We start from the raw sequence: 26,035 nt of genomic DNA, 5'->3' as shown, positions 1-26,035 counted from the left end.
CCCCCATCCTGCCTCCGGGCAGGATGGGGTCTTTTTTTGCTCGCCTCCCGCCGCCGCGACGATATGGGCGGCTTGGCCCGCGCCGGTTCGAGGGCGATACTCGGCTGCGGGGAAGCCGGCACCGACCGGCCGGAACAGGCGGATCAGGATGCGGCTCACATCGGCTCTGATTGCGGGCGCGCTCCTCGCCCTCTCGGCCCTGGCCGCCTCGGCGGCGGCGCCGCTGCTGCCCGGGCTCGGCCCCGACGACCGGCGCATGCCGGTGGACGGCACCGCCGCCCCCTGGCGCAGCCTGGTCAAGGTGCAGACCGGGATCGCGAGCCGCTGCACTGGCGCCCTGATCGGCCCCCGCCGCGTGCTGACCGCGGCGCATTGCCTGTTCAACCCGCGGACCCGCCGCTTCCTGCCCACCGTCTCACTGCATGTGCTGTTCGGCTATGAACGCGGGGATTTCATCAAGGACACCCCTCCGGTCGTCGAGGTGATCCGGGCCGATTCCTACGACCCGCTGCGGCCGCGCGAGGAATATGCGGCGGACTGGGCGATCCTGGTGCTGGCCGCCGACGCCCCGCCGCAGGCGCCGCCGCTGGCGGTGTCGGAGTCGCCGCCGCCGCCGGGCACGGCGGTGGTGCTCGGCGGCTACAGCCAGGACAAGGCGCAGATCATCACCGCCGACACCGCCTGCATGGTGCTGGGCACCGACCGCACCACCAAGGGCCCGGTGCTGATCCATGACTGCAACGGCACGCGCGGCACCAGCGGCAGCCCGCTGCTGGCGCTGCAGGAGGGCGAATGGCAGGTGGTCGGCATCGCCGTCGCCGGATCGACCGACCGGCTGACCCTGAACTTCGCGGTCCCGACCTCCGCCTTCGCGGCGGCGCTGCGGTAGCGGCCTTTCCCGCGCAAGGGCCTTCGGCTACAGAGGCCCGATGTATCTCTCGATTTCCACGACTCATAATCCGGCCACCGATCTCGGCTTCCTGCTGCACAAGCATCCGGACCGGGTGCATGAGACCGAACTGTCCTTCGGCAAGGCCCATCTGTTCTATCCCGAGGCGACGGCGGCGCGCTGCGAGGCGGTGCTGCTGCTGGAGATCGATCCGGTCGGGCTGGTGCGCGGCCGCGGCCCGGCCGAGGGCGAGGTCAACCAGTATGTCAACGACCGTCCCTATGCCGCCTCGTCCTTCCTCTCGGTCGCGCTGATCCGCAGCGTGAAGACAGCGATGGCCGGCATCTCGAAGGACCGGCCGGAGCTCGCCGCCGCGCCGATGCCGCTGGAGGCGCGGATCAGCCCCCTGCCCGCGCGCGGCGGCGAGGCCATGGTGCGCCGACTGTTCGAACCGCTGGGCTGGACGGTGCGGGTCGAGCCCGTGCCCGGCCCCGACGGCGCAGCCAGCCCTCGCTACCTCACCTTGACCCTGTCGGGCACCGCACGGCTGAGCGCGCTTCTGAACCACATCTATGTGCTGGTCCCGGTGCTCGACGACGACAAGCACTACTGGGTCGGCGAGGACGAGGTGGCGAAGCTGCTGGCCCGCGGCGAGGGATGGCTCGGCGGCCACCCGGCGCAGGAGCTGATCGTCCGCCGCTACCTGGCCCACCAACGGTCCCTCGCCCGTCAGGCCCTGGCCCGGCTGGTGCCGGAGGAAGCGTCCCAGGCGACCGGGCCGGAGGGCGCCGCCAGCCGCGAGGAAGCGCTGGAGGCGCCGATCCGGCTGCACGACCAGCGGCTGGCGACGGTGGCGGTGACGCTGCAGGCCAACGGCGCCCGGGTGATCGCCGATCTCGGCTGCGGCGAGGGCAAGCTGTTGTCCCTGCTGGCGCGGGAGCGCTGGGTCGAGCGCCTGATCGGCGTCGACGCGTCGACCCGCGACCTCGATCGGGCGCAGCGCCGGCTCAAGCTCGACCAGCCCGGCGGGCCGCCCGAGGGGCGCATCACCCTGCTGCACGGCGCCCTCACCTATCGTGACCGGCGCTGGGCCGAGGCCGACACGGCCGTCCTGGTCGAGGTGATCGAGCATCTCGATCCCGACCGGCTGCCGGCGCTGACCCGAATCGTCTTCGGCGAGGCCCGGCCGCGGCTGGTCGTCGTGACCACGCCGAACGCCGACTACAACGTGCTGTTCCCGACCCTGAGCGCCGGCGCCTTCCGCCACGCCGATCACCGCTTCGAATGGAGCCGCGCCGAGTTCCACGCCTGGGCCGCCGCCGTGGCCGGGGCGCATGGCTATGCCGCGGAGCTCGGCGACATCGGCCCCGCCGATTCCGAGCATGGCGCGCCGAGCCAGATGGCGGTGTTTACCCGATGAAGGCCGCCGATCCCTCCCGCATCGACATTCCCGATTTCGCCCTGGTCGTCCTGATCGGCGCCACCGGGTCGGGCAAGTCGAGCTTCGCCGCGCGGCACTTCCGGCCGACCGAGATCATCTCGTCGGACCGCTGTCGCGGCCTGGTGTCGGATGACGAGACCGATCAGGCGGCGACGGCCGACGCCTTCGACCTGGTCCGCACCATCGCCGAGAAACGCCTCAAGAACCGGCGCCTGACGGTGATCGACGCCACCAATGTCCGCGCCGCCGACCGCAAGGACTGGGTCGCGCTGGCCCGGCGCTGGCACGCCTTGCCGGTGGCGATCGTGCTCGACCCCGGCATCGACCTCTGCATCGAGCGCAACAAGGCCCGGCCCGACCGGCCCTTCGGCCCGCAGGTGGTGGTGCGGATGATGTCGGAGATCCGGCGCGGCCTTGGCGGGCTGCAGCGCGAGGGCTTCCGCCAGGTGTGGCGGCTGGGAACCGCCGAGGGCATCGACGCCGCGACGGTCGAGCGCCGGCCGCTGTGGACCGACAAGCGCGACGATGCCGGCCCGTTCGACATCATCGGCGACGTCCATGGCTGCGCCGACGAGCTCGCGGCGCTGCTGCGCCGCCTGGGCTATTCGGTCGACTGGCAGGAGGCCGAGGGCGGGCGCCAGGTCACGGTGACGCCGCCGCCGGGCCGCAAGGCCGTGTTCGTCGGCGATCTGGTCGATCGCGGCCCGCGCACGCCCGACGTGCTGCGCATCGCCATGAGCATGGCGGCGGCCGGTACCGGCCATGTCGTCAACGGCAACCACGACCGCAAGCTGGCGCGGTGGCTGGACGGCCGCGACGTCAGGATCGCGCACGGCCTGCAGCAGTCGATCGACCAGCTCGAGGCCGAAGGGCCAGCCTTCAAGGCCGCGATCAAGCCGTTCCTGGACGGGCTGCTGAGCCATGTCTGGCTGGACGGCGGCAAGCTGGCGGTCGCCCATGCCGGGCTGAAGCCGGAGATGATCGGCCGCGCCTCGCCCGCGGTTCGCGAATTCGCCCTGTATGGCGAGACCACCGGCGAGACCGACGAGTTCGGCCTGCCCGTCCGGCTGGACTGGGCGGCGGCCTATCGCGGACCGACGGCGATCGCCTATGGCCACACGCCGGTGCTCGACCCGGAATGGGTCAACAGCACCATCTGCCTCGACACCGGCTGTGTCTTCGGCGGCCGGCTGACCGCCCTGCGCTGGCCGGAGAAGGAGCTGGTCTCGGTGCCGGCCGAACGGGTGTGGAGCGAGCCGGTCCGCCCGCTGGCACCGCGCGCCGACGAACGCAGCGCCCAGGCCGAGGCCGACGATCTGCTCGACATGGAGGACGTGGTCGGGCGGCGCTGGGTCGAGACGCAGCTGCGCGGCCGGATCGAGGTCGCCGCCGAGAACGCGGCCGCGGCGCTGGAGGTGATGAGCCGCTTCGCCATCGCGCCGCAATGGCTGGTCTACCTGCCGCCGACCATGTCGCCGGTCGAGACCAGCGCCCGGGAGGAGTGGCTGGAGCGGCCGGAGGAAGCGTTCGAGCATTTCCGCGGGCGCGGCGTGGCCGAGGTCATGTGCCAGGAGAAGCACATGGGCTCGCGCGCCGTGATCGCGCTGTGCCGCGACGCCGCCACCGCCCGGGCGCGGTTCGGCGTGACCGGAGACGGGACCGGGGCGATCTGGACCCGGACGGGCCGCGCCTTCTTCGCCGACCCGGCGACCACCGAGGCCGTGCTCGAACGGCTGCGGGCGGCGGCGGACGAGGCCGGTCTATGGTCGGAGCTGGACACCGGCTGGCTGCTGTTCGACGCCGAGATCATGCCGTGGTCGGCCAAGGCCGGCGCCCTGATCGAGAGCCAGTACGCCCCGGTCGCCGCCGCCAGCCTGGCCGGGCTGACGGCAGCCGGCGACGCGCTGGCCCGGGCGGTCGGGCGCGGCCTGCCGCTGGCGGATCTGCAGCAGCGCGTCGCCGGGCGGCGCGACCGGGCCGAAGCCTATGGCCGGGCCTGGGCGCCCTATGTCTGGCCGGTCTCCGGCATCGACGATCTGCGCATCGCCCCCTTCCACCTGCTGGCGGCCGAAGGGCGCGTCTGCTTCGACCAGGACCACGCCTGGCACATGGGCGTCGCCGACCGGCTGGCGCAGGCCGGGGGCCCGGCCGTGGCCGCGACGCGCTGGCGGCGGGTCGATCTGGCGGACGAGGCCGCCTGCGCCGAAGCGGTCTCCTGGTGGGAGGCGATGACCGCGGCGGGCGGCGAAGGCATGGTGGTGAAGCCGCGCGACTTCATCGCCCGCGGTCCGAAGGGCCTGATCCAGCCGGCGGTGAAGGTGCGCGGCCGGGAATACCTGCGCATCATCTACGGTCCGGAATACGACCTGCCGGAGAACCTGGTCCGGCTGCGCGAGCGCAAGCTGGGGGGCAAGCGCAACCTGGCCCTGCGTGAATTCTCCCTCGGCCACGAGGCGCTGCGGCGCTTCGTGTCGCGCGAGCCGCTGCGCCGGGTCCATGAATGCGTCTTCGGCGTGCTGGCGCTGGAGAGCGAACCGATCGACCCGCGGCTTTAGCCTTCGGCGTGCCGCCGGTCGCAGACGATCTTGAGATAGCGGCCCTCGCCCAGCTCCGGCCCCAGCGCGGTGCTGGCCAGCATCGCCTGGCCGGTGAAGCCGCAGCCGAGCGGCGTCGGCGCCACCGGGCCGGCGACCACATCGACCGCGGTGTTCCGGTTGCAGTCGCTCTGCGGCAGCGCCGTGGCGCAGACGAGAATGAGGGTGGTGAACACGTCCATCTTCCGCTCCCTGGGTTGTGCACCACCCGGGGGCTTCCTCCGGCAGACCCGTTCGCCGGTGCCTGCGTCAGAACATTGTGCACTGCAACATAGAGCTCCGGCAAGCCCATCCCGGCGGCACTATGCCGACCGCGACGCCGGGTCGCGCCAGCTGTAGCGCGGCTCGTAGCCCAGCATCCGCCGCGCCTTCTCGATCGACAGCAGGGTCTCGTTCGGGCCGAAGGAGCGCTTCCGCGGCACGCCGGGATAGACGGCGTCGAGCAGCGTGTCGTTCGGCTGGCTCATCACCGAATCGGCATTAGCGATGACGAAGACATCGGCGCCGCTCAGCTTCGAGTCCAGCGCCAGCCGGATCGCCTGGGCGGCGTCGCGCGCGTCGATATAGGCCCACAGGTTCCAGTTGCGCTTGCGCGGGTCGTCATCGAAGCCCGGGAACTCGGCATAGCGCTCCGGGTCCATGACGTTGGACAGGCGCAGCCCGATGATCTTGGTCTCCGGGTCCCAGCGGCAGAACTGCTTGGCCATCTCCTCGCCCATCAGCTTGGACAGGGAATAGGCGGTCTCCGGCCGCCCTGGATACTCCTCGTCAACCGGCACATAGGGCGGCGGGTCGGCGAAGGGCAGGCCCAGCACGGTCTCGCTCGAGGCCCAGACGATGTTGCGGATCTTCAGCTGCCGCGCCGCCTCGAACACATTGTAGGTGCTGACGGTGTTGGTTTCGAAGATGACGTGGTTCGGCGCCAGGCCGGGGGCGCGGATCGCCGCCAGATGAACGATGCCGGTGACCTGCGACACCCGGTCGTCGATCGCCGAGAAGGCGGCGATGGTCTGGCCGTAATCGGTCAGGTCGACCCGGCTGTGCCGGACTGACGGGTCGGCCGGCGGCGCCAGGTCGACCGAGCAGACGTCGTGGCCATGCGCGATCAGGTCCTTCAGGCAGGCGCGGCCCGCCTGGCCGCTGCCGCCGGTGACGATGATCATCCGCTCCTCCCGTGATGGATTATTGTCTGACAATATAAATCAGGGATCGAGCTCGGGATAGTGGCGGAAGATGCCCATCTGGTTGAACGGGATGCGCCGCGGCGAGGCCAGATAGGTCTTCACGCGCGGCAGCGCCGCCACGAGATCGTGCAACGCCACCAGGCGCCGATGCTTCGGCTCGATCCGCGCCATCGCCTTCGGGAAGGCGTAGCGCAGCCCGGCGATGATCTGGAACATCGACAAATCGGCACTGGTGATTTCGGCCCCGACCAGATGCGCGTCGCCGGCCGGGTTGCGCGCCATCACCCGCTCGAAATAGCCGAGATATTTCGGCACGCGATGGGCCAGGAAATCCTCGGCGCGGCGCTTCGCCTCCGGCTTCTGGTCCTCATAGTACAGGCCGCTGCCCACCGGGTGATGGGTGTCGTGCACCTCGACCACGAGGTCGGCGATGGTGAGCTGCAGCTGGTGCGTCCATAGCCGCCCCGCCTCGTCCGCCGGTGCCAGCCCGTGCCGGTCGCCCAGGAACAGCAGGATGTTGGCGGTCTGGCCGATCAGCAGGTCGCCGGCCTTGAGATAGGGCGGCGCGAAGGGCGGCTGCGGCACCGCCCCATCCTGCATGTAGTGCATCAGCCCGGGCAGGTCGTCGTCCTCCTCGCGGGCGACATCGACATACTCGGCGCCGGCCTGCTCGAGCGCCAGCCGGACGAACTCGCCGCGACCCTGGATCTCGGGCCAGTAGTAGAGCTCATAGGTCATCCGCAAGATCCTTTCGTTGCGCGTTGCGGTCGCGAAACGAATTCACGTTCGATTCACGCTGGTTGGTTACGATGGCCATACTGTCCCACCGGATGGTACGCCCATCGAGCCTGAGGCGGCCTTGATTTGAATTGGGGATCATATTCGGAGCGTCGATAGTCAAACGGGCATATTCTGTTCGCCCGCAATCAGCAGCTCGATGGGCGTCTTACGGCGACCCAGCGGACCACCGGACAGGGATGGTAGAGCGACGGGAGACGGGGGCGGGTTCGCCCCCGATCTCGTTTCAGCCCGATCTTATGTCAGCCCGGTCTCGTATCAGCCCGCTCGTTTCAGGACGTCGGCCCCATGCCGAGGGCCAGCGGCGCCTCCGCCGGCTCGTCCCGCGACCGCAGCCATTTCGCCACGGCGCTGTACACCCCGCCGCACACGATCAGGGCCGCCCCGATCAGGCTGAGGGTCGCGATCTCCTCATGGAAGACCAGGACGCTGAACGCCGCCGCCCAGGCGAAGATCGAGTAGTCGATCACGGCGACGTCGGAGACGCCGCTGAGCCGCAGCCCGCCGATATAGAGCAGGTTGGCCAGCCCGCCGGCCAGACCGACGCCGATGAAGGGCAGACAGTCATCGGCGGTCGGCCAGACCCAGCCCGAGTGCAGGATCATGGCCGCGGAGGCTATCACCATCACGGTGTTGCCCCAGATCGCGGTCACGATCGGCGGGTCGGCCTGCCCGGCCCGACGCGTCGCGACCACACCGAGGGCGTAGAACAGCGCCGACACCACCGCGATCACGGCATAGAAATTCATCCCGTCGGTGGGCCGCACGATCAGCAGGCCGCCGGCCAAAGCGATGGCGATACTGACATAAGTCTCGCGGCCTGCCGGCTCGCGCAGCACGGCGATGCCGAACAGCGCCATGAACACCGGCGCGGCCAGGGAGATCGCGGTCGCGTCGGCCAGCGACAGGCCGGACAGGCTGAGGAAGAAGGTGGCGCCGGCCGCCAGCACGAAGCCGCCGCGCAGCAGCTGCAGCAGCGGCTTGCTGGACCGCACCGCCTGCATCCCACGCACGGTGCCCATGCGGTACTGGACCAGGATCGGCAGGTATCCGAACAGGGCGCGGATCAGGATGATCTCGGCGACCGGGTAGCTGCCGCTGAGATATTTGGCGAAGGCATCCATCGTCGCGAAGGCGCCGACGCCCAGGGCATACAGCGCGAGTCCCTGCATCTGACGGGGAGAGGTGCGCACGGTGAATGAGCCTTCTGAAATACGACTGCTGCCGAGTCGGCACGAATGACGTCATCACAGCAGGCAATCATGGCCGCATTCGCGCCGGGCGGCGCCGGAATCGCGCCGAATTGCGGTCTTACCGTGGCGGAAGGCCTAGAACAGGCTGAGCTGCCGGTCGGCCGGGCGGCGCCGCGCCGGGTCCGGGCGGCGGTGGGCCAGCAGCTCGGCCTCGATCTCGCCGAGGAAGGGCGATGCCTCCAGCCGCACCGTGCCGCCGCGCCAGCGCCGCTCGCGCGCCCGGCACAGGAACAGCCGGTCCATCGCCCGGGTCATGCCGACATAGAACAGCCGCCGTTCCTCCGCCGTCGCCGCCGGGTCGGCCTCGCCGAAGCGCAGCGGCAGCACGCCGTCCTCCAGGCCGAGGATGAACACCACCGGGAACTCCAGCCCCTTGGCGGCGTGCAGGGTCAGGAGCGAGACCCGGTCGGCGCGCGGATCCCAGAAATCCGCCTCGGTCGCCAGCGCCACCGCGGCCAGGAAGCAGGTGCGATCGTCCGTGTCCTGCCGGGACGCGATCAGCGCCAGGCGCTGCAGCGCCGCCGTGGTCGTGGCCGGGTCTGCGCCGTCACGGACCAACCGCTCGGCTGCTCTCTGCAGCTGCTGCGGCAGCGGCCCCTCCTCCGGCTCCAGCGCCGCCAGCAAGGCGCGGACCGCCGGGTCCTCGGCCAGGGGCGCCAGCGAGCTCTTCTTGAACGGCATGCCGCCGCGGGCCAAGGCCTCGGCCACCGCCTCGGCCTGGGCGTCGGTGCGGTACAGCACGGCGATGTCGGAGAAAGAAAGCTGGTCGTCCGCGCGACCGTCCGACCGGCCGCTGTCGATCGAGAAGAAGCTGTGGCCGCCCAGCAGCGCCTCGATCTCGGCCACCACGAACTCGGCCTCGGCCTTGTCGCTGGCGGCGGCGTGGACCGAGATGCGGTCCTGCATCGCCCGCACGATCTCGGCTGCCGGCTCCGTGCGGCCATCGGCGCCGATGAAGCGCGAGGCGGCGGTGACGATGGTGCCGGTCGAGCGGTAGTTGCGCCGCAGCCGGATCACGGCGGCGCCGGGATGATCGCGGTGGAACCGGTCGAAGCAGGAGGCGTCGGCGCCGCGGAAGCCATAGATCGCCTGGTCCGGGTCGCCGATGACGCAGAGATTGCCGCCGGACGGCACCAGCAGCGACAAGAGGCGCACCTGGCTGTCGTCGACATCCTGGAACTCGTCGACCGAGACGTGGCGGAACCGGTCGCGGGTCAGCGCCACCAGGCCGGGATCGCCTTCCAGCGCCTCGATGGTCTTGCCGACCAGGTCATCGAAATCGATCCAGCTGCGCAGCGCCAGCGCCTCGTCGTAGCGGGCCAGCGCCTCGGCCAGGTCCAGATCGGCCGGCGCCCCGGTGCGCTTCGCCCGCGAGATCGCGCGCAGCAGACGCTCCGCCTTGGTGCGCGATACCTCCAGCACCTCCTGCAGCTGGGCCGCGCGCTCCGCCTCCCCCGCCACCCGGAATTCGCGGTGCAGTCCGACAGTCTCGCCATGCTCGCGCAGGAAGGCGAGGCCGAGCGAATGGAAGGTGTGGATCGGCATCCGCGCCGCAGCACCTGGCAGCAGCGCCTCCAGCCGCTCCCGCATCTCCGCCGCCGCCCGGCGGGTGAAGGTGATGGCGAGGCAGGAGTCGGGCGCCGCGCCACCGGCGATCAGATGGGCGATGCGGTGGGTCAGCGTCCGGGTCTTGCCCGATCCAGGCCCGGCGACGATCAGCAGCGGCCCCTCGCCCCGTTCCGCCGCCGCCCGCTGGTCGGGATCGAGCCGGTCGAGGAGGCCGGTGGAGTCGGCCGCTTGTGTGCCTCTCCCGCTTGCGGGAGAGGTCGGAGCCGCGTTGGCGGCTCCGGGTGAGGGCTCTTCGTCGAGGCCCGGGCCAGCCCTCACCCGGGCGTCCTGCGGACGCCCGGCCTCTCCCGCCGGGCGGGAGAGGTTACGCACCGTTCCGGCAGCCTCTGTCGTTGCCTCCGCCCTCCTCAGCGGCAGGTCGAACAGCAGCCCGCCCGCGGTGCGGCTCCTCAGCTCCTGCGGCTCGAACAGGCGGATCACGCCGTATTCGCCGTCATAGCCGGCGTCGCGGATCACCTGCCCTTTGCGCAGCCGCGTCACCGCCTCCGCCAGCAACTCGCTCTCGGCCCGGGCGATGTCCTCGACCGGCACCTCGCCGAGGATCCCTAGCTCCGATCCCAGCGTGCCGACCAGCCGGTCGTAGCTGCGCTCCACCGTCTTGCTGGCCGGGCCGCTCGACAGCAGCTCGGACAGGATCTCGGGCAGCGGCACCAGGCTCGAGATCTCGCCGGCCGTCGGCGGCGGCACCACCTCTTCCTCGCTGCGGTCGGCCAATGTCTCGATCCGGTGCAGCACGCCGACCGTGACCGGCTGGCCGCAGACCGGGCAGCGCCCGTCCAGCGCCAGCGTCTCCTGCGGGCTCAGTCGGACATCGCATTTGCGGTGGCCGTCGGCGTGGTACTTGCCCTCCTCCGGGAAGAACTCGACGGTGCCGACATAGCCATCGCCGATCTCCAGCGCCCGGCGGATGGCGTGGTAATCCGGGTCGCAATCGAAGGCGGTGGCCTCCCGCCCCAGCTTGCCCGGCGAATGCGCGTCGGAGTTCGAGGTCAGCCGATAGCGGTCGAGGAAGGAGATCCGCCAGTTCATCGCCGGGTCGGAGGACAGGCCGGTCTCGACCGCGAAGATATGGTCCGACAGGTCGCCATAGCATTCGGCGATCGAATCGAAGCCGGATTGCGACCCCAGCGCCGCGAACCACGGCGTCCAGATATGCGCCGGCACCAGATAGGCGTCAGGCCCCGAGGCCAGCGCGATCTCCAGCAGGTCGCGGGAATCGAGGCCGAGGATCGGCCGCCCGTCCGAGGCGATGTTGCCGATCCGCGCCAGGCTGGCCTGCAGCCGGTCGATCGTGGCGAAATCCGGCCCGTAGATCAGGTGGTGGATCTTCCGGGTGCGGTCGCCCTTCTTGTAGATGGTCGAGATCTCGGTCGACAGCATGAAGCGCACCGGGGTGCGGCACGGCGCCGGCAGCGTCGCCATCACCCCGGCCTCGAGGTCCGGCCGCAGCCGGAATAGCCCCGGCGTGTCCGGCACCAGCTTGTCCTTCAGCTCGGCCAGCCAGACCGGGTGCACGCAGTCGCCGGTGCCGACCACGCCGATGCCCTTGCGCGCCGCCCAATGTGCCAGATGCTCCAGGTCCAAATCCCGGCTGGTCGCCCGCGAATGCTTGGAATGGACGTGCAGATCGGCGTGAAAGCGCATCTCGGCCCCGTGTCGCCGCGCCCCCATGTCTCGCACCAATGATCGCCGTGCAGACTCGGGCGCCGATCCGGGGATGATAGGACGCGGGGCCGGGGCGGCAAATGCGGGATGGCGACGGGCTTCTAGACGCGGGACACGGCCAGGCCATCCATCACATAGGGCGCGTGGCGGAAGTCGCGGATTGCCGCGATCCGCCCATCCGTCCAGTCGAGTAGAACGATGTAGCGCACTGCCGCTGCCGGATCGGCGGGGTCTTGGACCAGCAGTGCCGGCCGCCCCTCGGCCATGCCGGCTGTGACGAACCAGTCGGACAGGCGCTCGTAGCGGCCGAAATAGACCGAGACATCCCGGCGCCCGGCCAGGCGGGTCTGGCCCACGACCTCCAGCCGCACGTCCTCGGCCAGCAGGTCGCGCAAGGCATCGAAGTCGCGGGCGTTGAACCGGTCGGCATAGGCGCGCAGCCGGTCCCGTTCCGCCGCGGCCAGGCGGGGCGCCGGGGCGTCGGGCATCGCGGCCAGCCGCTTGAGCCGCGTCCTCCCGCGATGCAAGGCGGCCTTCACGGCCGGCACGCTGAGGTCGAGGATGGCCGCGGTCTCGGCCGGGGAATGACCCAGCACATCCATCAGCACCAGGCACGACCGCTGCGCCACGGGCAGGCGCAGCAGCATCTCCAGGCCAGCCGCCGCGGCCACGCGCGCATCGGCGGCAGCGGGATCGGCCAGGCCGGCCAGGACATGGTCGGACGGGATCTCCGCCCGGCGCCGGCGGCGGCGCAGGGCATCGAGCGCGGCGTTGTGGGCGATGCGGAACAGCCAGCCCTCCGGCCGGGCGATCGAGCCGGCCGCCGGGAACGCCTCCGCCGCTTTGGCGAAGGCTTCCTGCACTACATCCTCGCCCTCGATCGCCGATCCGACCATGCGGGCGCAGTAGCGGTGCAGCCGCGGGCGCAGTTCCGCCATCAGCCGGCCGAAGGCATCCGTGTCAAAGCTTCCGTCGGGCATCGCGGCCTCACTGTGTCCGGCCCCGGACGAAGGGCCCCGTCCCAAGGACGACCGACCCCCGCCAAAGGATGCACCACCGCAAAAAATTATTTCGGCCACATCCTTTGCGTCCGGCGCGGCGTCCTGGATGTCGACGACGCGCATCTCGCGCGTCGTCCGAGACGAGGACCGGATCCGATGCCGAGACTGACCCTGGTGCGCTATGCGACCAAGCCCGAATTCGCCGCCGAGAACGAGGCCCTGGCCCGAGCCGTGTTCGCCGAGCTGAAGGCCGCCAGGCCGGAGGGCGTGGCCTATCTGCTGTTCCGCAGCGGCGAGGAGTGGATCCACCTGTTCGTCAACACCCGGTCGGACGACGGCTCCGTGCTGACCGAGCTGCCTGCCTTCAAGGCCTATTCCCGGGATGTGAGCCAGCGATGCACCACCCCGCCGGAGGCAGCCCGCTACGCGTTCGAGCTGCTGGAGTCCTACGGCTTGGCCGACGGCTGACCAGGGTCGGGGTCTTCAGTCCGCCGAGACCGGCAGGAACCGCGCGAAGGATTCTTCCACCGTCCGCCGCAGGATGTCGCGATATCGGGCGTGGCAGGCATGGTCGGCGACGATGCGGCCGAACTCCGGCGCGCCGGCCGCCGCCATCGGCACCAGCACGATCGGCGACGCCACCGGCGTCAGCTGCGATCCGGGGCCGGCCTGCAGCGTGGTCAGGATGCCGTGCATCTCGCCGGTGATGGTCGGCCGGCCCAGCACCGCCATGCGGTACTGCCCGTGGGTGTTGGTCACCAGGTAGATATGTCCGGATTGGTGCGGCACCGAGACGGTGCCGTGCTGGGTGAAGGCGGCGTCGACCCGCTCGGCCTCATGGAAGGCCAGGTGCGACCCGGCGTCGTTCCAGCGGATCTCGGTGCGGTAGGCGTAGATCGCCCGGCGGTCGCCGAAGGACGGCCGCAGCGTCAGATACTCGCCCTCGATCCAGGACACGGCCGGCCGGGAATAGGAGCCGAGCCCCTCCGGCGCCACGCCGACCGGCCCGGCCAGCCTTACAGGCGCGGTGGGGGCGGCCGGTTTCGGCTCCGGATGGCGCAGCTTCACGCCCAGCGCCTCCTCCAGCCGGATCAGCGTCGCCAGGGTGAAGGGCCGGCGCCCGGATAGCGCCTTCTCCAGCGTCGACAGGCTGATCTTCGCCTGGTCGGCCAGGAACTGGCGCGAGATGCGGCGGCGCGCCAGCTCCTCCCGCACCAGGCCGGCGACGGCGTGGCTCTGCTCCTCCGACAGCTCGTGGTCCGCCGGGTGCGTCGACAAGCCGACCAAGGCGCCCTCCTCCGCACAGATCCGCACCGATCCGCACAGAGCGGTGCGCAGCAAGACCTATCCCGGCCACCGCCTGCGGAACAAGCCGGATCATCACCGTGGCCGGACAACGCCCCCCGGACCGACAAAAACTCAGGCCGATGGGGATCGGCCGAGGTCCACGGAGGGTTCGATGAATTCCATGACGAGGGAGACGCCGGCGGGGCTGCGGTCGGCGCTCCAGTCCCGGTTCGGGCACGCGGCGCCGCTGCTGCTGCTGTCGCTGCTGCTGGCCGTGTTGACGGTGGCCGTCGGCGGGCGTGCCGCCCGGGCCGAGGCGGCGCTGGTGACGCCGGGCGAGATGCAGTCCGGCGCGCTGCTGTTCCGCGCCAATGAGAAGGGCCGCTATGTCGAGGCGCCGCGCCTCGGCACCGATGTCGACCTCACGGTCAGCGGGCCGACGGCGCGGGTCCATGTCACCCAGGTGTTCCAGAACCCGACCGACCAATGGGTCGAGGCCGTCTATGTCTATCCGCTGCCGGAGGACGGCGCGGTCGACACGTTGAAGATGGTGGTCGGCGACCGCGTCATCACCGGCGACATCGCCGCCCGCGAGGAGGCCCGCCGCACCTATGAGGCGGCGAAGCAGGCCGGCCGGACCGCCGGGCTGGTCGAGCAGGAGCGGCCGAACCTGTTCACCACCTCGGTCGCCAATGTCGGCCCGGGCGAGACCGTGCTGATCCGCATCGAGTACCAGGAGACCGTGCGCCAGTCGGGCGACCGGTTCTCGCTGCGCGTGCCGCTGGTGGTGGCGCCGCGCTACACCCCGGCGCCGGTGGCGCAGTCGGTCGACTTCAAGCCCGGCCAGGGCTGGGGCCGGACCATGACCGACCCGGTGCCGGGCCGCGACCGCATCACCCCGCCGGTGCTGGACCCGCGCGACAACGCGCCGGTCAACCCGGTGACCCTGACGGTGAAGCTGCAGGCCGGCTTCCCGCTCGGCGAGGTGGTCAGCGCCAACCATGCGGTCGATGTCGAGACCCAGGGTCCCGACAGCCGCGTGATCAGGATGAAGGGCCCGGTCCCGGCCAACCGCGACTTCGAGCTGAGCTGGACCGCGGCGGCCGGTGCCACGCCTTCGGTCGGGCTGTTCCGCGAGCGGGTCGCCGGCGAGGACTACCTCCTGGCCTTCGTCACCCCGCCCGCCCTGCAGCAGGCCGAGGACAAGCGGCCGCGCGACGTGGTCTTCGTGATCGACAATTCCGGCTCGATGGGCGGCGCCTCGATGGACCAGGCCAAGTCCAGCCTGCTCTATGCCCTCGGCCGGCTGTCCCCCGCCGACCGCTTCAACGTGGTGCGCTTCGACGACACGCTCGACGTGCTGTTCCCCGACGTGGTGCCGGCCGATGCCGAGCATGTCGGCCGTGCCAGATCCTTCGTCTCCGGCCTGGAGGCCTCGGGCGGCACCGAGATGGTGCCGGCGATGCAAGCGGCCCTCGCGGAGCACGGAGATGACGGCCGCGCCCGCCTGCGCCAGGTGGTGTTCCTGACCGACGGCGCCATCGGCAACGAGCAGCAGCTGTTCGACACCATCGCCGGCATGCGCGGCCGGTCGCGGGTGTTCATGGTCGGCATCGGCTCCGCCCCCAACACCTTCCTGATGAGCCGCGCCGCCGAACTGGGCCGCGGCACCTTCACCCAGATCGGCGCGCCGGATCAGGTGGAGGAGCGGATGCGCACCCTGTTCGAGAAGCTGGAGAGCCCGGTCGTCACCAACCTGTCGGCCAGCTTCTCGGCCGGCGGCGCCGATGCGACGCCGGAGACGCTGCCCGACCTGTATCGCGGCGAGCCGGTGGTGCTGGCGGCCAGGCTGGCCGCGCTGTCCGGCACGATCGAGGTCAAGGGCATGATCGGCGACCGGCCCTGGATCGTCACCCTGCCGGTGGCCCAGGCGGCGAAGGGCGAAGGCCTGTCCAAGCTGTGGGCCCGGCGCAGGATCGCCGATGCCGAGGTGGCGCAGACCCTGGGCCAGATCGATGCGGAGCAGGCCGACCAGCGGATCCTGTCGCTGGCGCTGCAGCACCATCTGGTGACGCGGCTGACCAGCCTGGTCGCCATCGACCGGACGCCACGCCGGCCGGACGGGGCGACGCTGAGCCGCAACGACATCCCGCTCAACCTCCCCGCCGGCTGGGATTTCGACAAGGTCTTCGGTGCCAGGCCCAAGCCCGAGTTCCGCCAGGCCAGCCTGCTGCTGCCCGCCGCCGCCCGCTTCAACGCCCCAGCTGCCGCGAACAACCCGGTGCCGGTCGAGGATGTGGTGCTGCCGCAGACCGCGACCGACGCCGAGCTGCGGATCATCGCCGGCCTGTTGCTGCTGCTGGCCGGGATGACGGTGTTCGGCTTCGGCCGCCGGTCGACGGGAGGCCGGGCATGAACGCGACCCTGCCGCTGTCCCACCCGCTCGCCGGGCAGAACCTGCCCCGTGGCCAGCGCGCGCAGCGCCCGCCTCGCCAGCGCCGGCCGACGTCCCGGTTCGTCGCTCTCCTCCTCGTCCTGGCCGGTCTGTTGCTGGCCGGCCAGGGCCTGTGGATCCACGCCAAGGCGATGCTGGCGCAGGTGCTGCTGGACCACGCCTTCGCCGAGACCCTGGCGACCGGCCGGGCGGTGAAGCCCTGGCCCTGGGCCGACACCTGGCCGGTGGCGCGGATCGAGCTGCCCCGGCTGGGCGAGAGCGCCATCGCCCTGGCCGGCGCCAGCGGCCAGGCCCTGGCCTTCGGTCCCGGCCATGTCCAGGACACGCCGGAGGCCGGCGATCCCGGCACCGCGGTCTACGCCGCCCATCGCGACACCCATTTCCGCGTCCTGCGCAACGTCAAGCCGGGCGACGAGATCGCCGTCACCCGGCGCGACGGGCGCCGTCTCACCTTCCGGGTGACCGGCACGCGGGTGGCGGTCTGGGATGTCTCGGGCATCGACCCCCGGGCGCCCGGCCGCAATCTGGTGCTGGCCACCTGCTGGCCCTTCGACGCCACGACGCGAGGCCCCTACCGCTACCTGGTGGAAGCGGAGGAGATCCGCCAGCCCGGCCCGGTCGTCGCCGACGCGTCTATGGCCCCATGACGGCCAGGGCGTTGCCGAGGGCGGCGAAGGCGGCGGTGTTGTCGAAAATGCACCAGGCCGGAACGCCTGCCGCCCGATGCGTCTGCAGCCGCCGCCGCATCCCGGCCAGCACGGCTTCGTCGTAGTCGGAGTAATAGATCCGCGGCGAGCCGTGCAGCCGGTAGTAGACCAGCCCGTCCCAGCCGCCCGGCTCTCCGTCCCCGGGCGCCCGGACGGGATCGGCGGCGACGCGGGCGACCCGCAGCGCCGCCAGCAGCGTCTCCGCCTCCGGCCCGAACCAGCTGGCATGCCGCGGCTCACAGGCGGCAGGCGCATCGATCCGGCGGCGCAGCTCGGCGAAGAATCCCTCCACCGTCGCCGCCTCGAAGGCCAGGCTCGGCGGCAGCTGCACCAGCACCACCCCGAGCTTCAGCCCCAGCCCCGCCACCTCGGCGGCGAAACGGTCGAGCCGGTCGCCGCAATCCTTCAGGCGGCGCTCCTGCGTCATGGTCCGCGGCAGCTTCACCGCGAAGCGGAATTCCGCCGGCACGCTCGCGGCCCAGCGTTCATAAGTCTCGCGTCGATGCGGACGGTAGAACGAGGTGTTGATCTCCACCGCGTTCAGTCGCCGGGCATAGCGATCGAGATGCGAACCCTCGGCCGGAAACCGGTCCGCATAGCGCGACGGCACGCTCCAGCCGGCGGTGCCGATATAGATCGGGATGTCGGTCATCCTCTGGAGAACACGTCGGAGAGAAATTCCGTCGGCGCGGTGCAGTATCAGCCCTCATTGCCGATGACACATGTCCCTCGCCACGACGAGGGAGGGGCCGGAGAGTCGACCTCGATAACGACTGGTGTAATGTGCCGCAAGCGCGAGGAGGAGCGGCTTGGCGACAGAGGCGGAGACCACCGATCGGCGCGCCGCCGCCACCCGGCGCCGCACCATCCCCCTGTCCGGCACGCTGGCCGTGGTGATGGCCGGGCTGGTGGCGTTGACCGCGATCGACGTGCTCGCCGTGTTCTGGTTCATGACTGCCGGCACCACCCGCGACCTGCTGGCGCGGGCGGCGCAGCTCGGACTCGATTCGGTCCAGGCGCGGATCGCCGACCGTTTCACCCCGGTCGAGGACCAGCTGGCCTTCCTGTCGCGCGAGATCGCGTCCGGGGAGGTGGACCCGACTGGCGGCGCGGCGCTGGACCGGCTGATGACCGGCGCCCTGGCCGGGACGCCCCAGGTCCGGGTGCTGTCCCTGACCGCCGCCGACGGCGCAATCCGCAGCGTCACCCAGGGCCCGCACGGTGTCTTCGCCTCCACCGACACGATCCACCGCGACGACGAGCGGCAGGAGATCGAGGCGGCGCGCGGGCGCCGGGACGCCTATTGGGGGCCGGTCCATTTCGTGCCGGCCGAGGTGATGCGCACCTCGGTCGCCAACCTGCACCGGCCGGTCCATGCCGCGGGCCGATTCGTCGGCGTGCTGACCGCCACGATCACCATCGACGCGCTGTCCGACCACCTGAGGACGATCTCAGAGGCCAATCCCGGCACCACGCCCTTCATCCTCTACGGCCGCGACCGGGTGCTGGCGCATCCGGCCATGGCGGAGCAGCGGCCGGCGCTGTCGCCCGGGCATCCCTTGCCCACGCTGGACGAGGTCGGCGACCCGTTCCTGGCGGCGCTGTGGACCGAGGCGAAGCGCGAGACGGTGGGCGAGATCGACCTGGAGGCCCGCGTCGTGCGCCTCGGCGGCGATGGCCGCGTCATCCTGACCCGCACGGTCGAGGGCTATGCCCCGCAGCCGCTGATCGTCGGCGTCGAGGTGCCGGTCGCGGCCCTGGACAAGCCGACCGACGACCTGCTGCATGCCGCGCTGGCCGGCCTGGCCGTTCTGGCCATCGCCATCCTGGCCGCGATCGTCGTCAGCCGCGCCATCGCCCGCCCGGTCGGCGCCATGGCGCGGGAGGTGCGCGCCGTCGGCTCGCTCGACTTCGCCGCGCTGCGCCCCCTGCCCGGCAGCCTGTTCTCCGAGCTGAACGAGCAGGCCCGCGCCTACAACACCATGCTGACCGGGCTGCGCTGGCTCGAGACCTATGTGCCGAAATCGCTGGTGCGGCGCCTGCTGCGCAGCGGCGGCAGCGGCGAGATCGCGTCGGCGGAGCGGGTGGTGACGGTGATGTTCACCGACATCGTCGACTTTACCGCGGTGGCGGAGCGGATGCCGGCGGCCGAGGTCGCTGCCATGCTGAACGCCCATTTCGACCTGCTGGGCCGTTGCGTCGAGGCCGAGGGCGGTACCATCGACAAGTTCATCGGCGACTGCGTCATGGCCTTCTGGGGCGCGCCCGACGACCAGCCGGACCATGCCGACCGCGCCCTGCGCGCCGCCCGCGCCATCGCCGCGACGGTGGCGGCCGACAATGCCGCCCGGCGTGGCCACGGCCTGGCGCCGCTGCGCGTCCGCATCGGCCTGCACAGCGGCCCGGTGGTGGCCGGCAACATCGGCATGAGCGGCCGGTCCGGCTACACCATCGTCGGCGACGCGGTGAATCTCGGCAACCGGCTGGAGCAACTGGGCAAGGCGGTGGCGCCGGCCGACGAGGTCGTGGTGCTGGCCAGCGGCGAGACGGTGGCGCTGGCGGTGGGCGAGCGGTCGGACTTGCACAGACTCGGCCCCCACGCCGTGCCGGGCCGCCGGACGGAGATCGAGATCTTCCGGCTGCAGGCTTCGCCTCCGCCCGGTCAGCCCTGAGGCCCGCCATGCTCGACCATGTCTCGATCACCGTCTCCGACCTCGCCGCGGCGGAGCGCTTCTACGACGCGGTGCTGGCGGCGATCGGTGTCACCAAGGTCGGCATCCTTCCGGACGAGGCCTGGATCGGCTACGGCGAGCGCAGCGACGCCGGCCATCCGGAACGCAGCTATCTGTCGATCCGCCTCGGCCCACGGCCGGAGGACGCGCCGCGCCGCCACTGGTGCTTCAAGGCGCCGAGCCGGACGGCGGTGGAGGCATTCTGGCGCGCCGGCCTGGCCCAGGGCGGCCGCGACAACGGCGCCCCGAGCCTGCGGCCGGAGTACCACCCGAGCTACTACGCCGCCTTCCTGCTCGACCCCGACGGCAACCGCGTGGAGGCGGTGTGCCATCGGGCAGGGTGATCACGACGGGAGAGCGGAGAGCCGGCCGCGTCCTCAGCTCTGCGCCAGGGCGATGCCGATGTCGCACCCTCCCGCCCCCGTGGTGACGCTGGAACTGAACATGTAGGGAGCGTTGTCCGCACTGTAGGGATAGGTCGCGAAGTCGCCGGAACAGGTGACGGAAGAGCAATAATTCGACCCGGCGGTCGCGCTCCAGACCGTCGTGCCGTCGGGCGTCGTCACCGTCACCGAGGCATCGGGCTTGCTATCGTGGCCGTTCTTGACCGAGAAGAGAACCGCGCTCTGGTAGCCGAAGGGCGGCAGGGTCAAAGTCATGCTGCCGGGACCATTCAAGCCGATCTCGGCGTCGTTCGCTTTCAGCGCGATGCTCAGCGTCGTGCTCGTGTAGTTCCGGAACATCAGAATGGTCTGGTTGTTGGTGAGCCACTTCTCCCCCGACGCGAATCCACTCCATCCGGCCAGCCTTCGATAGAAATTGAACCACCGGACGCTGCTGTTCTTGCTCAGGAAATCCATCGTCGCCTGGCCAGGATAACCGGCGTCGTGGCTTGCGACCGAGGCGATCCAGTAGACCGTGGAGGCGCCGCCGGAGCCGGCTTGCGAATTGATCTCCTCATCCCAGATGCAATAGCTGGGAGCCGTCGGCGGCGGGATGCTGTCGAAATTCGTGTTGCTCTGAACCGAACCCTGGATCCAGGTTCCGGTATAGATCTGATACTTGGTCGGCAGCAGCGCCTGCAGCACCCCGACCTCGTAGCCCGGCACGATGCGGGGGATCAGCGTCACCCCCTGCTCCGGCGGCCAGAACAGCGAGTTACCGCCGCTGGGCAGCGCCGCCATCGCCGCGACGGTGCGTGTCTTGAAGCTGTCGCCCAGGATGGCGGACTCCATCGCCGCCAGGGCGTTGCCGACGGCCTCGAAGCTGTCGACCAGGAATTGCTGGACCTGGGCGACCTCTCCCTCGAAATCGTAGAAGATCTCCTCGTCCTTCTCCTTCTGCGCGTTCTGCGCCTTGGACTGCCTGTACGACGACACCGTGTTCACGCCGGTCTGGTAGAGGTTGGCGATGACGGGCAGCAACATGCCCAGCCCCTTCGCGACCTCGCCCTCGCCGGGTATCAGCGACCCCGCGGACAGGATCGTGTAGATCAGCCCCTCGAAGATCGCGGCCGAACTCACCTTGACCGCCTGCTGGGATTGGGTGTCGATCGCGGCGTCGGCGATGACGGCCGATGTCGCGTTCGTCGCCACGATGGCCAGTTCGGCATGGAACATGGTCAGCTGCTGGAACAGCTGCTGCACGGCCTGGGCCGCGGTCAGCTCCTCGCTCAGCACGCCCGCCACCGTCACCATGGCGTCGGTGTCGGGCAGGTCCGCCGGCGGGTTCTTGTCCTTCGGCGAATGCTGCAGGACGACCGCGGTCGCGATCATATTGACACGGGACTGATAGCCGGCCAGCGGCGCGGCGAGGTTGCCGTATTGCGACCTCAGATCGGTCCCGAGTTTGGTGAGCCCCAACTGGCCGTTGAGATAGGTATAGGCCGCGAGCTCGCTGCCGGTGAAGGCCGGATAGCCCACCGACGGCTGCGCCAGCAGGACTTCGAGAGGATAGGTCGGGCTGACGCTCCAGAGCTGGGTCTGATCGGTCGGATCCGGCGGCACCAGTTGCAGCGGGTCCTTGTTGCTGGTGCCGGAGATGGCGAGCGCCTGCATGCTCTGCTGATTGACGATCAGGTAGGTTCCCGCCTGCGCGTCGACCTGGACGAACGACCATTGCTGGAAGCTGGCGCCAGCGTCCAGCGGCTGCTTCGGATAGGTGGCCACGCCATTGGCGCTGCCGCTCCCGACCGAGGCATTGACGTTGAGGCTGAGGGCGAGGCCGGGGTTGACCGAGCTGAGCAGGAACCCGTCCTCCGTGTAGGTCCAGACGATATTCGGAGAGTTGGGCTGGGCTTCATAGAGGATCGTGGTCGTGCCGGGGGTCATCGAGGCCCACTGGATATTGACGACCATCGGTGGTGTGTCGCCGGCGCCGACGCTTCGGATGGACAGCAATTGTCCTGTCGGCGGCGAGACCGGCTGGATGAACCACTGCATCAGGCCCGACGGCCCGCCGGCAGGCATGTCCTGGGTGAAGACAGGCTGCCAACTCCAGGGATTGCCCGCGGCCAGATATTGCTGGTTTCCCTTATTGCACAGCGTGCCCATCATCACGCCCTGACTGTCCTGGACCCACTTGAACTCCCATTGCTGACTGGCGTCGCCAGGCGAGCGCTGCACCAGGACGGCATTGGTTCCGTTGAGACCGAGGACGTAGTTGGGATTGAAGGCGCTGACGATCGAGCCGTCGCCGGCCAATTGCCACATTTGGTACATGCTCTGCAGCGAATACTGGACGCCATTTGTGCTGTCCATCATCATGTAGATGGGGGCGTTGTTCAGCCCAGAGTCATTCGTGCCTGGATTGGTATGGAAGTCGACCGAGAGGGCCTGTTGGGCGGCGACATCATCACCGGTAAGAATGCAAAACCACTGTGTCATAAAATTACCTTCCTCGCAGAATGATAGAATTAGCAATACTGACCAGAATCAATATTACTGAGATTCATCAGGCCACGGTTCTCTCACGAATCAAAATAAAAGAACTTTTCTTAAATTGACCCGAATTCAGATCTGAATACCGGCACGAATGGACCTCCCTACAGCCCCACCGCCCCCGGCGGGGCCAGGGACAGGCGGCGGGCGGCGGCGAGCAGGGTGTCGAGCAGCGCGCCCTGCCGCTCCGCCGGCGTGTCCAGCGGCGTGACCAGGCACAAGGTTGCCACCGCCCGCCCGTCGCGGTCCACCACCGGGGCCGCCAGGCAGCGGGTGAAGCGGTCGACCAGCTCCTGCGTCACCGCGTAGCCGCGCGCCCACGCCGCCCCGGTCTCGGCGACGAAGGTGGCCGGATCGATCCGCTCGCCCGAGGGCAGCGTGAAATCCTCGTACGGGATGAACTCGGCGATCCCGGCCGCGTCGAGATGCGCCACCAGCAGCCGGCCGGAGGCGGTCCAGGGGATCGGCAGCCGGATCCCGACTTCCGAGGTGATGCGGAAGGTGCGGCGCCCGGGCTCGTTCAGCATCACCACGTATTTGTCGCCGTCGAGCATGCAGAACTGCGCCGTCTCGCCGGTCTCGGTGGCCAGGCCCAGCACCTCGCGCCGGGCCCGGCTCAACAGGTCGACGCCGGCGACATAGGTCTGGGCGTAGTAATGCACGGCGCGGCCGAAGAACACCGCCCCGCCGTCGCCCACCGGCTCCAGGATCCCGGCCGCGGTCAGCCGGCCGACGATCTCGTAGAGAGTCGAGCGCGGGGCGCCGATCGCCTTCGCCAGCTCGCCCATCCGCACCGGCCCGCGCCGCGCCTGCAGATGCTCCAGGATCGCCACCGCCCGGTCGATGCCCCGCTCCCGGCTGGTTGCCATGACCGCCCCTTCGCTGCGTTCGATTGCATTCGCCTCAAGCCGAGCCTATCGTACCGGTTGTCCGACATACAAGATCATTGTCCAATATACCGGACGATAACATGGAGGCTGAGATGCGCATCGTGACCCGGACACTGCTCTCCGTCAGCGCCGCCGCCCTGCTGCTGGGCACCGCCGGCGGCGCCCTGGCGGCCGACAAGCTCCAGGAGGTGCTGAGCCGCGGCAAGCTGATCGTCGGCACCGGCAGCACCAACCCGCCCTGGCATTTCAAGACCGAGCAGGGCGACCTCGCCGGCTTCGACATCGACATGGCCAAGATCATCGCCAAGGGCCTGTTCAACGACCCGACCAAGGTCGAGTTCGTGGTCCAGTCCTCCGACGCCCGCATCCCGAACCTGACCACCGACAAGGTCGACATCACCTGCCAGTTCATCACCGTCACGGCCGCGCGGGCGCAGCAGGTGAACTTCACCATCCCCTACTATCGCGAGGGCGTCGGCCTGCTGCTGCTGAAGGATGGCCAGCGCAAGAGCTATGACGAGCTGAAGGCCGCCGGCAGCGGCGTCACCGTCGCGGTGCTGCAGAACGTCTATGCCGAGGACATGGTGCATGCGGCGCTGCCGGAGGCGGCGGTCGACCAGTATGAGAGCACCGACCTGATGTACGAGGCGCTGAACTCCGGCCGGGCCGAGGCCGCCGCCACCGACATGTCGTCGCTGCGCTGGTTCATGAAGCAGAACCCGGACCGCTATCTCGACGCCGGCTACGGCTGGAACCCGCAGACCTATTCCTGCGCCGTGAAGAAGGGCGACCAGGACTGGCTGAACTTCGTCAACACCGCGCTGCACGAGGCGATGACCGGGGTCGAGTACGACACCTACGCCGCCTCCTTCGAGCAGTGGTTCGGCCAGCGCCCGCCGGCCCCGGCCATCGGCTTCCCGACCGAGATGCGCTGAGACTCGGATCTCGGAGGCCTGCGCCGGCCCCCTCACCCTCCCGGCCCAAGCGGGCCGGGCCCCTCCCTCTCCCCGAGGAGAGGGAAAGGGGCGGCTGCCCTAAACCTCTCCCTGGGAAGAGGTCGAAATCGCAACGCGATTTCGGGTGAGGGGGTGGCGCCGGCCTCGCCGCTGAGGCACCAACGGAGACGCGGGTGAACTACCAGTTCAATTTCGGCGCGGTGTGGGCCAGCCGCGACCTGCTGCTCAGCGGACTGGCGCTCGGGCTCGGCCTGGCGGTGGTGTCGATCCTGATCGGCTGCGTTCTCGGCCTGGTCGGCGCCTTCGCCGCCACCTCGCGCAGCCGGGTCGCCCGCGGCCTGGCCTCCGGCTACGTCACCTTCTTCCGCAACCTGCCGATCCTGGTGATCCTGCTGTTCGTGTTCTTCGCCCTGCCGCGGGTGGGGATCCGGCTCGACAAGATCGACAGCTTCGTCGCCTCGCTCTCGGTCTATGCCGGGGCCTATCTGGTCGAGGTGTTCCGCGCCGGCATCCAGTCGGTGCCCAAGGGCGTGATCGAGGCCGGCACCGCGCTCGGCCTCCGGCCGATGCAGATCCGCCGGCTGCTGGTGGCGCCGCTGATGCTGCGCAACATCCTGCCGGCGCTGGGCAGCAACTTCATCTCGCTGTTCAAGGACACCTCGCTGGCCGCCGCCATCGCGGTGCCGGAGCTGACCTTCTATGCCCGCAAGATCAACACCGAGAGCTTCCGCGTGATCGAGACCTGGATGGTCACCAGCCTGCTCTACGTCGCCACCTGCACCGTCATCGCCCTCCTGCTGCGCCGGCTCGAGGCGCGGCTGCGGTTGCCGGGAGCCCGGTGATGGACGCTTTCCTGCAGCAGGTCTGGGTGGCGCGCTGGGCCCTGCTCGACGGCGCCTGGCTGACGGTGCAGATCTCGGCCGTGTCGATCGTGGCCGGCACCGTCTTCGGCGTTCTGGTCGGCCTGGCCCTGACCTATGGCGGCCGAGCCCTGCGCTGGCCGACCCGGCTGTATGTCGACTTCATCCGCGGCACGCCGGTGCTGGTCCTGGTGCTGGCCGCCTTCTACATCCTCTCCGTCATCGGCATCCAGCTGACCGCGGTGCAGGCCGGAACCTTCGCGCTGGCCGTGTTCTGCAGCTCGCATGTCGGCGAGATCGTGCGCGGCGCGCTGCAGGCGATCCCGCTGGGCCAGACCGAGGCGGCGAAGTCGCTCGGCCTGACCTTCCGCCAGACCGTCATCCTGGTCCTGCTGCCGCAGGCGCTGCGCCAGATCCTGCCGAGCTGGGTCAACACCGGCACCGAGATGGTCAAGGCGTCGACCCTCTTGTCGGTGATCGGCGTGACCGAGCTGCTGCTGGCGACCAAGGAGGTGATCAGCCGCAACTATATGAGCCTGCAATTCTATCTGCTGGCCGCGGCGGTCTATTTCGTCGTCAACTTCGCCATCGAGCGCCTCGGCAAGGCCCTCAGCCGCCGCGCCGCGCTGCGGTAAGGGCGCAGGGCCGGCGCTCATCGCCAAGATTTTCGACATTCCCTCCGCAATTGCGTTAAATAAATATTACTGATTTATGCACCGCCCCGCCGAAAATCCGTTGCCCATCATTTTCTTTAA

At 70.0% G+C, this 26,035-nt stretch carries 21 protein-coding genes; 11 read left to right on the top strand and 10 right to left on the bottom strand.

The window, feature by feature from the left end:
- Positions 1–148 precede the first annotated feature (148 nt).
- The 3 genes from QFZ27_RS23315 to QFZ27_RS23305 are packed head-to-tail and all read left to right on the top strand — an operon-like array spanning position 149 to position 4,885.
- Positions 149–889, top strand: a complete 741-nt coding sequence (locus QFZ27_RS23315) for a trypsin-like serine peptidase (protein WP_429228858.1) — start codon at positions 149–151, stop codon at positions 887–889.
- A gap of 40 nt (positions 890–929) precedes the next feature.
- Positions 930–2,309 carry a 3' terminal RNA ribose 2'-O-methyltransferase Hen1 gene (locus QFZ27_RS23310; RefSeq protein WP_429228857.1) on the top strand — a complete coding sequence of 460 codons (1,380 nt, stop codon included), beginning with the start codon at positions 930–932 and terminating at the stop codon, positions 2,307–2,309.
- Positions 2,306–4,885 carry a polynucleotide kinase-phosphatase gene (locus tag QFZ27_RS23305; protein WP_429228856.1) on the top strand — a complete coding sequence of 860 codons (2,580 nt, stop codon included), beginning with the start codon at positions 2,306–2,308 and terminating at the stop codon, positions 4,883–4,885. Before QFZ27_RS23310 ends, QFZ27_RS23305 begins: the two co-directional genes overlap by 4 nt.
- Here the strand turns inward: QFZ27_RS23305 and QFZ27_RS23300 are convergent.
- The 6 genes from QFZ27_RS23300 to QFZ27_RS23275 form a co-directional block, all read right to left on the bottom strand.
- Entirely contained in the window at positions 4,882–5,106 is a 225-nt protein-coding gene (locus QFZ27_RS23300; protein WP_429228855.1) for a hypothetical protein, read from the bottom strand. The two genes, QFZ27_RS23305 and QFZ27_RS23300, sit on opposite strands and share 4 nt — an antisense overlap.
- A gap of 120 nt (positions 5,107–5,226) precedes the next feature.
- Positions 5,227–6,087, bottom strand: a complete 861-nt coding sequence (locus QFZ27_RS23295; RefSeq protein ID WP_429228854.1) for an NAD-dependent epimerase/dehydratase family protein — start codon at positions 6,085–6,087, stop codon at positions 5,227–5,229.
- Between the two features lie 39 nt (positions 6,088–6,126).
- Positions 6,127–6,846 (bottom strand): glutathione S-transferase, encoded by a 720-nt coding sequence (locus QFZ27_RS23290; protein ID WP_429228853.1) that lies wholly within the window; start codon positions 6,844–6,846, stop codon positions 6,127–6,129.
- 332 nt (positions 6,847–7,178) lie between these two features.
- Positions 7,179–8,099 (bottom strand): DMT family transporter, encoded by a 921-nt coding sequence (locus QFZ27_RS23285; protein ID WP_429228852.1) that lies wholly within the window; start codon positions 8,097–8,099, stop codon positions 7,179–7,181.
- A 135-nt stretch (positions 8,100–8,234) separates the two neighbouring features.
- Positions 8,235–11,432 carry a UvrD-helicase domain-containing protein gene (locus QFZ27_RS23280; protein WP_429228851.1) on the bottom strand — a complete coding sequence of 1,066 codons (3,198 nt, stop codon included), beginning with the start codon at positions 11,430–11,432 and terminating at the stop codon, positions 8,235–8,237.
- Between the two features lie 122 nt (positions 11,433–11,554).
- Positions 11,555–12,433, bottom strand: a complete 879-nt coding sequence (locus QFZ27_RS23275; RefSeq protein ID WP_429228850.1) for a sigma-70 family RNA polymerase sigma factor — start codon at positions 12,431–12,433, stop codon at positions 11,555–11,557.
- Positions 12,434–12,610: 177 nt separating this feature from the next.
- Here QFZ27_RS23275 and QFZ27_RS23270 point away from each other — a divergent pair, with 177 nt between their 5' ends.
- On the top strand, positions 12,611–12,922 hold the full coding sequence (locus QFZ27_RS23270) for a hypothetical protein (protein ID WP_429228849.1): 312 nt from the start codon (positions 12,611–12,613) through the stop codon (positions 12,920–12,922).
- Positions 12,923–12,937: 15 nt separating this feature from the next.
- Here QFZ27_RS23270 and QFZ27_RS23265 read toward each other — a convergent pair whose 3' ends face one another.
- Positions 12,938–13,795, bottom strand: coding sequence for a helix-turn-helix domain-containing protein (locus QFZ27_RS23265; protein WP_429228848.1), 858 nt, complete (start codon positions 13,793–13,795; stop codon positions 12,938–12,940).
- 118 nt (positions 13,796–13,913) lie between these two features.
- Here QFZ27_RS23265 and QFZ27_RS23260 point away from each other — a divergent pair, with 118 nt between their 5' ends.
- Both QFZ27_RS23260 and QFZ27_RS23255 read left to right on the top strand, forming a co-directional pair.
- Positions 13,914–16,157: a marine proteobacterial sortase target protein gene (locus QFZ27_RS23260; RefSeq protein ID WP_429228847.1), complete on the top strand. Its 2,244-nt coding sequence runs from the start codon at positions 13,914–13,916 to the stop codon at positions 16,155–16,157.
- Positions 16,154–16,843 (top strand): class GN sortase, encoded by a 690-nt coding sequence (locus QFZ27_RS23255; protein ID WP_429228846.1) that lies wholly within the window; start codon positions 16,154–16,156, stop codon positions 16,841–16,843. The genes QFZ27_RS23260 and QFZ27_RS23255 overlap by 4 nt, the downstream gene beginning before the upstream one ends.
- On the opposite strand, the gene QFZ27_RS23250 is transcribed toward QFZ27_RS23255, so the two are convergent.
- Entirely contained in the window at positions 16,830–17,555 is a 726-nt protein-coding gene (locus tag QFZ27_RS23250; RefSeq protein WP_429228845.1) for a DUF72 domain-containing protein, read from the bottom strand. The genes QFZ27_RS23255 and QFZ27_RS23250 overlap by 14 nt on opposite strands.
- Before the next feature lie 157 nt (positions 17,556–17,712).
- Between QFZ27_RS23250 and QFZ27_RS23245 the strand changes: the two genes are divergently transcribed.
- Together QFZ27_RS23245 and QFZ27_RS23240 are read left to right on the top strand one after the other, a co-directional pair.
- On the top strand, positions 17,713–19,575 hold the full coding sequence (locus QFZ27_RS23245) for an adenylate/guanylate cyclase domain-containing protein (protein WP_429228844.1): 1,863 nt from the start codon (positions 17,713–17,715) through the stop codon (positions 19,573–19,575).
- A gap of 8 nt (positions 19,576–19,583) precedes the next feature.
- Entirely contained in the window at positions 19,584–19,979 is a 396-nt protein-coding gene (locus QFZ27_RS23240) for a VOC family protein (protein WP_429228843.1), read from the top strand.
- A 33-nt stretch (positions 19,980–20,012) separates the two neighbouring features.
- Here the strand turns inward: QFZ27_RS23240 and QFZ27_RS23235 are convergent, their stop codons facing one another.
- Positions 20,013–22,520 carry an RICIN domain-containing protein gene (locus QFZ27_RS23235; protein ID WP_429228842.1) on the bottom strand — a complete coding sequence of 836 codons (2,508 nt, stop codon included), beginning with the start codon at positions 22,518–22,520 and terminating at the stop codon, positions 20,013–20,015.
- Between the two features lie 158 nt (positions 22,521–22,678).
- Entirely contained in the window at positions 22,679–23,443 is a 765-nt protein-coding gene (locus QFZ27_RS23230) for an IclR family transcriptional regulator (protein ID WP_429228841.1), read from the bottom strand.
- A 113-nt stretch (positions 23,444–23,556) separates the two neighbouring features.
- Between QFZ27_RS23230 and QFZ27_RS23225 the strand changes: the two genes are divergently transcribed.
- The 3 genes from QFZ27_RS23225 to QFZ27_RS23215 all read left to right on the top strand — a co-directional run bounded on the left by QFZ27_RS23225 (position 23,557) and on the right by QFZ27_RS23215 (position 25,915).
- Positions 23,557–24,399, top strand: a complete 843-nt coding sequence (locus QFZ27_RS23225) for a transporter substrate-binding protein (RefSeq protein WP_429228840.1) — start codon at positions 23,557–23,559, stop codon at positions 24,397–24,399.
- 194 nt (positions 24,400–24,593) lie between these two features.
- Entirely contained in the window at positions 24,594–25,262 is a 669-nt protein-coding gene (locus QFZ27_RS23220; RefSeq protein WP_429228839.1) for an amino acid ABC transporter permease, read from the top strand.
- A complete protein-coding gene (locus QFZ27_RS23215) occupies positions 25,262–25,915 on the top strand; it encodes an amino acid ABC transporter permease (protein WP_429228838.1) in 654 nt (217 codons plus the stop codon). The genes QFZ27_RS23220 and QFZ27_RS23215 overlap by 1 nt, the downstream gene beginning before the upstream one ends.
- The last annotated feature ends 120 nt before the right edge of the window (positions 25,916–26,035 follow it).

The organism is Inquilinus ginsengisoli, from assembly GCF_050434925.1.
GTDB classification, from domain to species: Bacteria; Pseudomonadota; Alphaproteobacteria; order DSM-16000; family Inquilinaceae; genus Inquilinus; species Inquilinus ginsengisoli_B.
The sequence above is the reverse complement of the archived record's forward strand: the minus strand, read 5'-3'. Positions and strand labels throughout refer to the sequence as shown.

Bases quoted from the DNA above. Each gene is read 5' to 3' on its own strand.
- QFZ27_RS23315 (WP_429228858.1), top strand. From the start codon at position 149: ATGCGGCTCACATCGGCTCTGATTGCGGGCGCGCTCCTCGCCCTCTCG.
- QFZ27_RS23310 (WP_429228857.1), top strand. From the start codon at position 930: ATGTATCTCTCGATTTCCACGACTCATAATCCGGCCACCGATCTCGGC.
- QFZ27_RS23305 (WP_429228856.1), top strand. From the start codon at position 2,306: ATGAAGGCCGCCGATCCCTCCCGCATCGACATTCCCGATTTCGCCCTG.
- QFZ27_RS23300 (WP_429228855.1), bottom strand. From the start codon at position 5,106: ATGGACGTGTTCACCACCCTCATTCTCGTCTGCGCCACGGCGCTGCCG.
- QFZ27_RS23295 (WP_429228854.1), bottom strand. From the start codon at position 6,087: ATGATCATCGTCACCGGCGGCAGCGGCCAGGCGGGCCGCGCCTGCCTG.
- QFZ27_RS23290 (WP_429228853.1), bottom strand. From the start codon at position 6,846: ATGACCTATGAGCTCTACTACTGGCCCGAGATCCAGGGTCGCGGCGAG.
- QFZ27_RS23280 (WP_429228851.1), bottom strand. From the start codon at position 11,432: ATGCGCTTTCACGCCGATCTGCACGTCCATTCCAAGCATTCGCGGGCG.
- QFZ27_RS23275 (WP_429228850.1), bottom strand. From the start codon at position 12,433: ATGCCCGACGGAAGCTTTGACACGGATGCCTTCGGCCGGCTGATGGCG.
- QFZ27_RS23270 (WP_429228849.1), top strand. From the start codon at position 12,611: ATGCCGAGACTGACCCTGGTGCGCTATGCGACCAAGCCCGAATTCGCC.
- QFZ27_RS23260 (WP_429228847.1), top strand. From the start codon at position 13,914: ATGAATTCCATGACGAGGGAGACGCCGGCGGGGCTGCGGTCGGCGCTC.
- QFZ27_RS23255 (WP_429228846.1), top strand. From the start codon at position 16,154: ATGAACGCGACCCTGCCGCTGTCCCACCCGCTCGCCGGGCAGAACCTG.
- QFZ27_RS23250 (WP_429228845.1), bottom strand. From the start codon at position 17,555: ATGACCGACATCCCGATCTATATCGGCACCGCCGGCTGGAGCGTGCCG.
- QFZ27_RS23240 (WP_429228843.1), top strand. From the start codon at position 19,584: ATGCTCGACCATGTCTCGATCACCGTCTCCGACCTCGCCGCGGCGGAG.
- QFZ27_RS23235 (WP_429228842.1), bottom strand. From the start codon at position 22,520: ATGACACAGTGGTTTTGCATTCTTACCGGTGATGATGTCGCCGCCCAA.
- QFZ27_RS23230 (WP_429228841.1), bottom strand. From the start codon at position 23,443: ATGGCAACCAGCCGGGAGCGGGGCATCGACCGGGCGGTGGCGATCCTG.
- QFZ27_RS23225 (WP_429228840.1), top strand. From the start codon at position 23,557: ATGCGCATCGTGACCCGGACACTGCTCTCCGTCAGCGCCGCCGCCCTG.
- QFZ27_RS23215 (WP_429228838.1), top strand. From the start codon at position 25,262: ATGGACGCTTTCCTGCAGCAGGTCTGGGTGGCGCGCTGGGCCCTGCTC.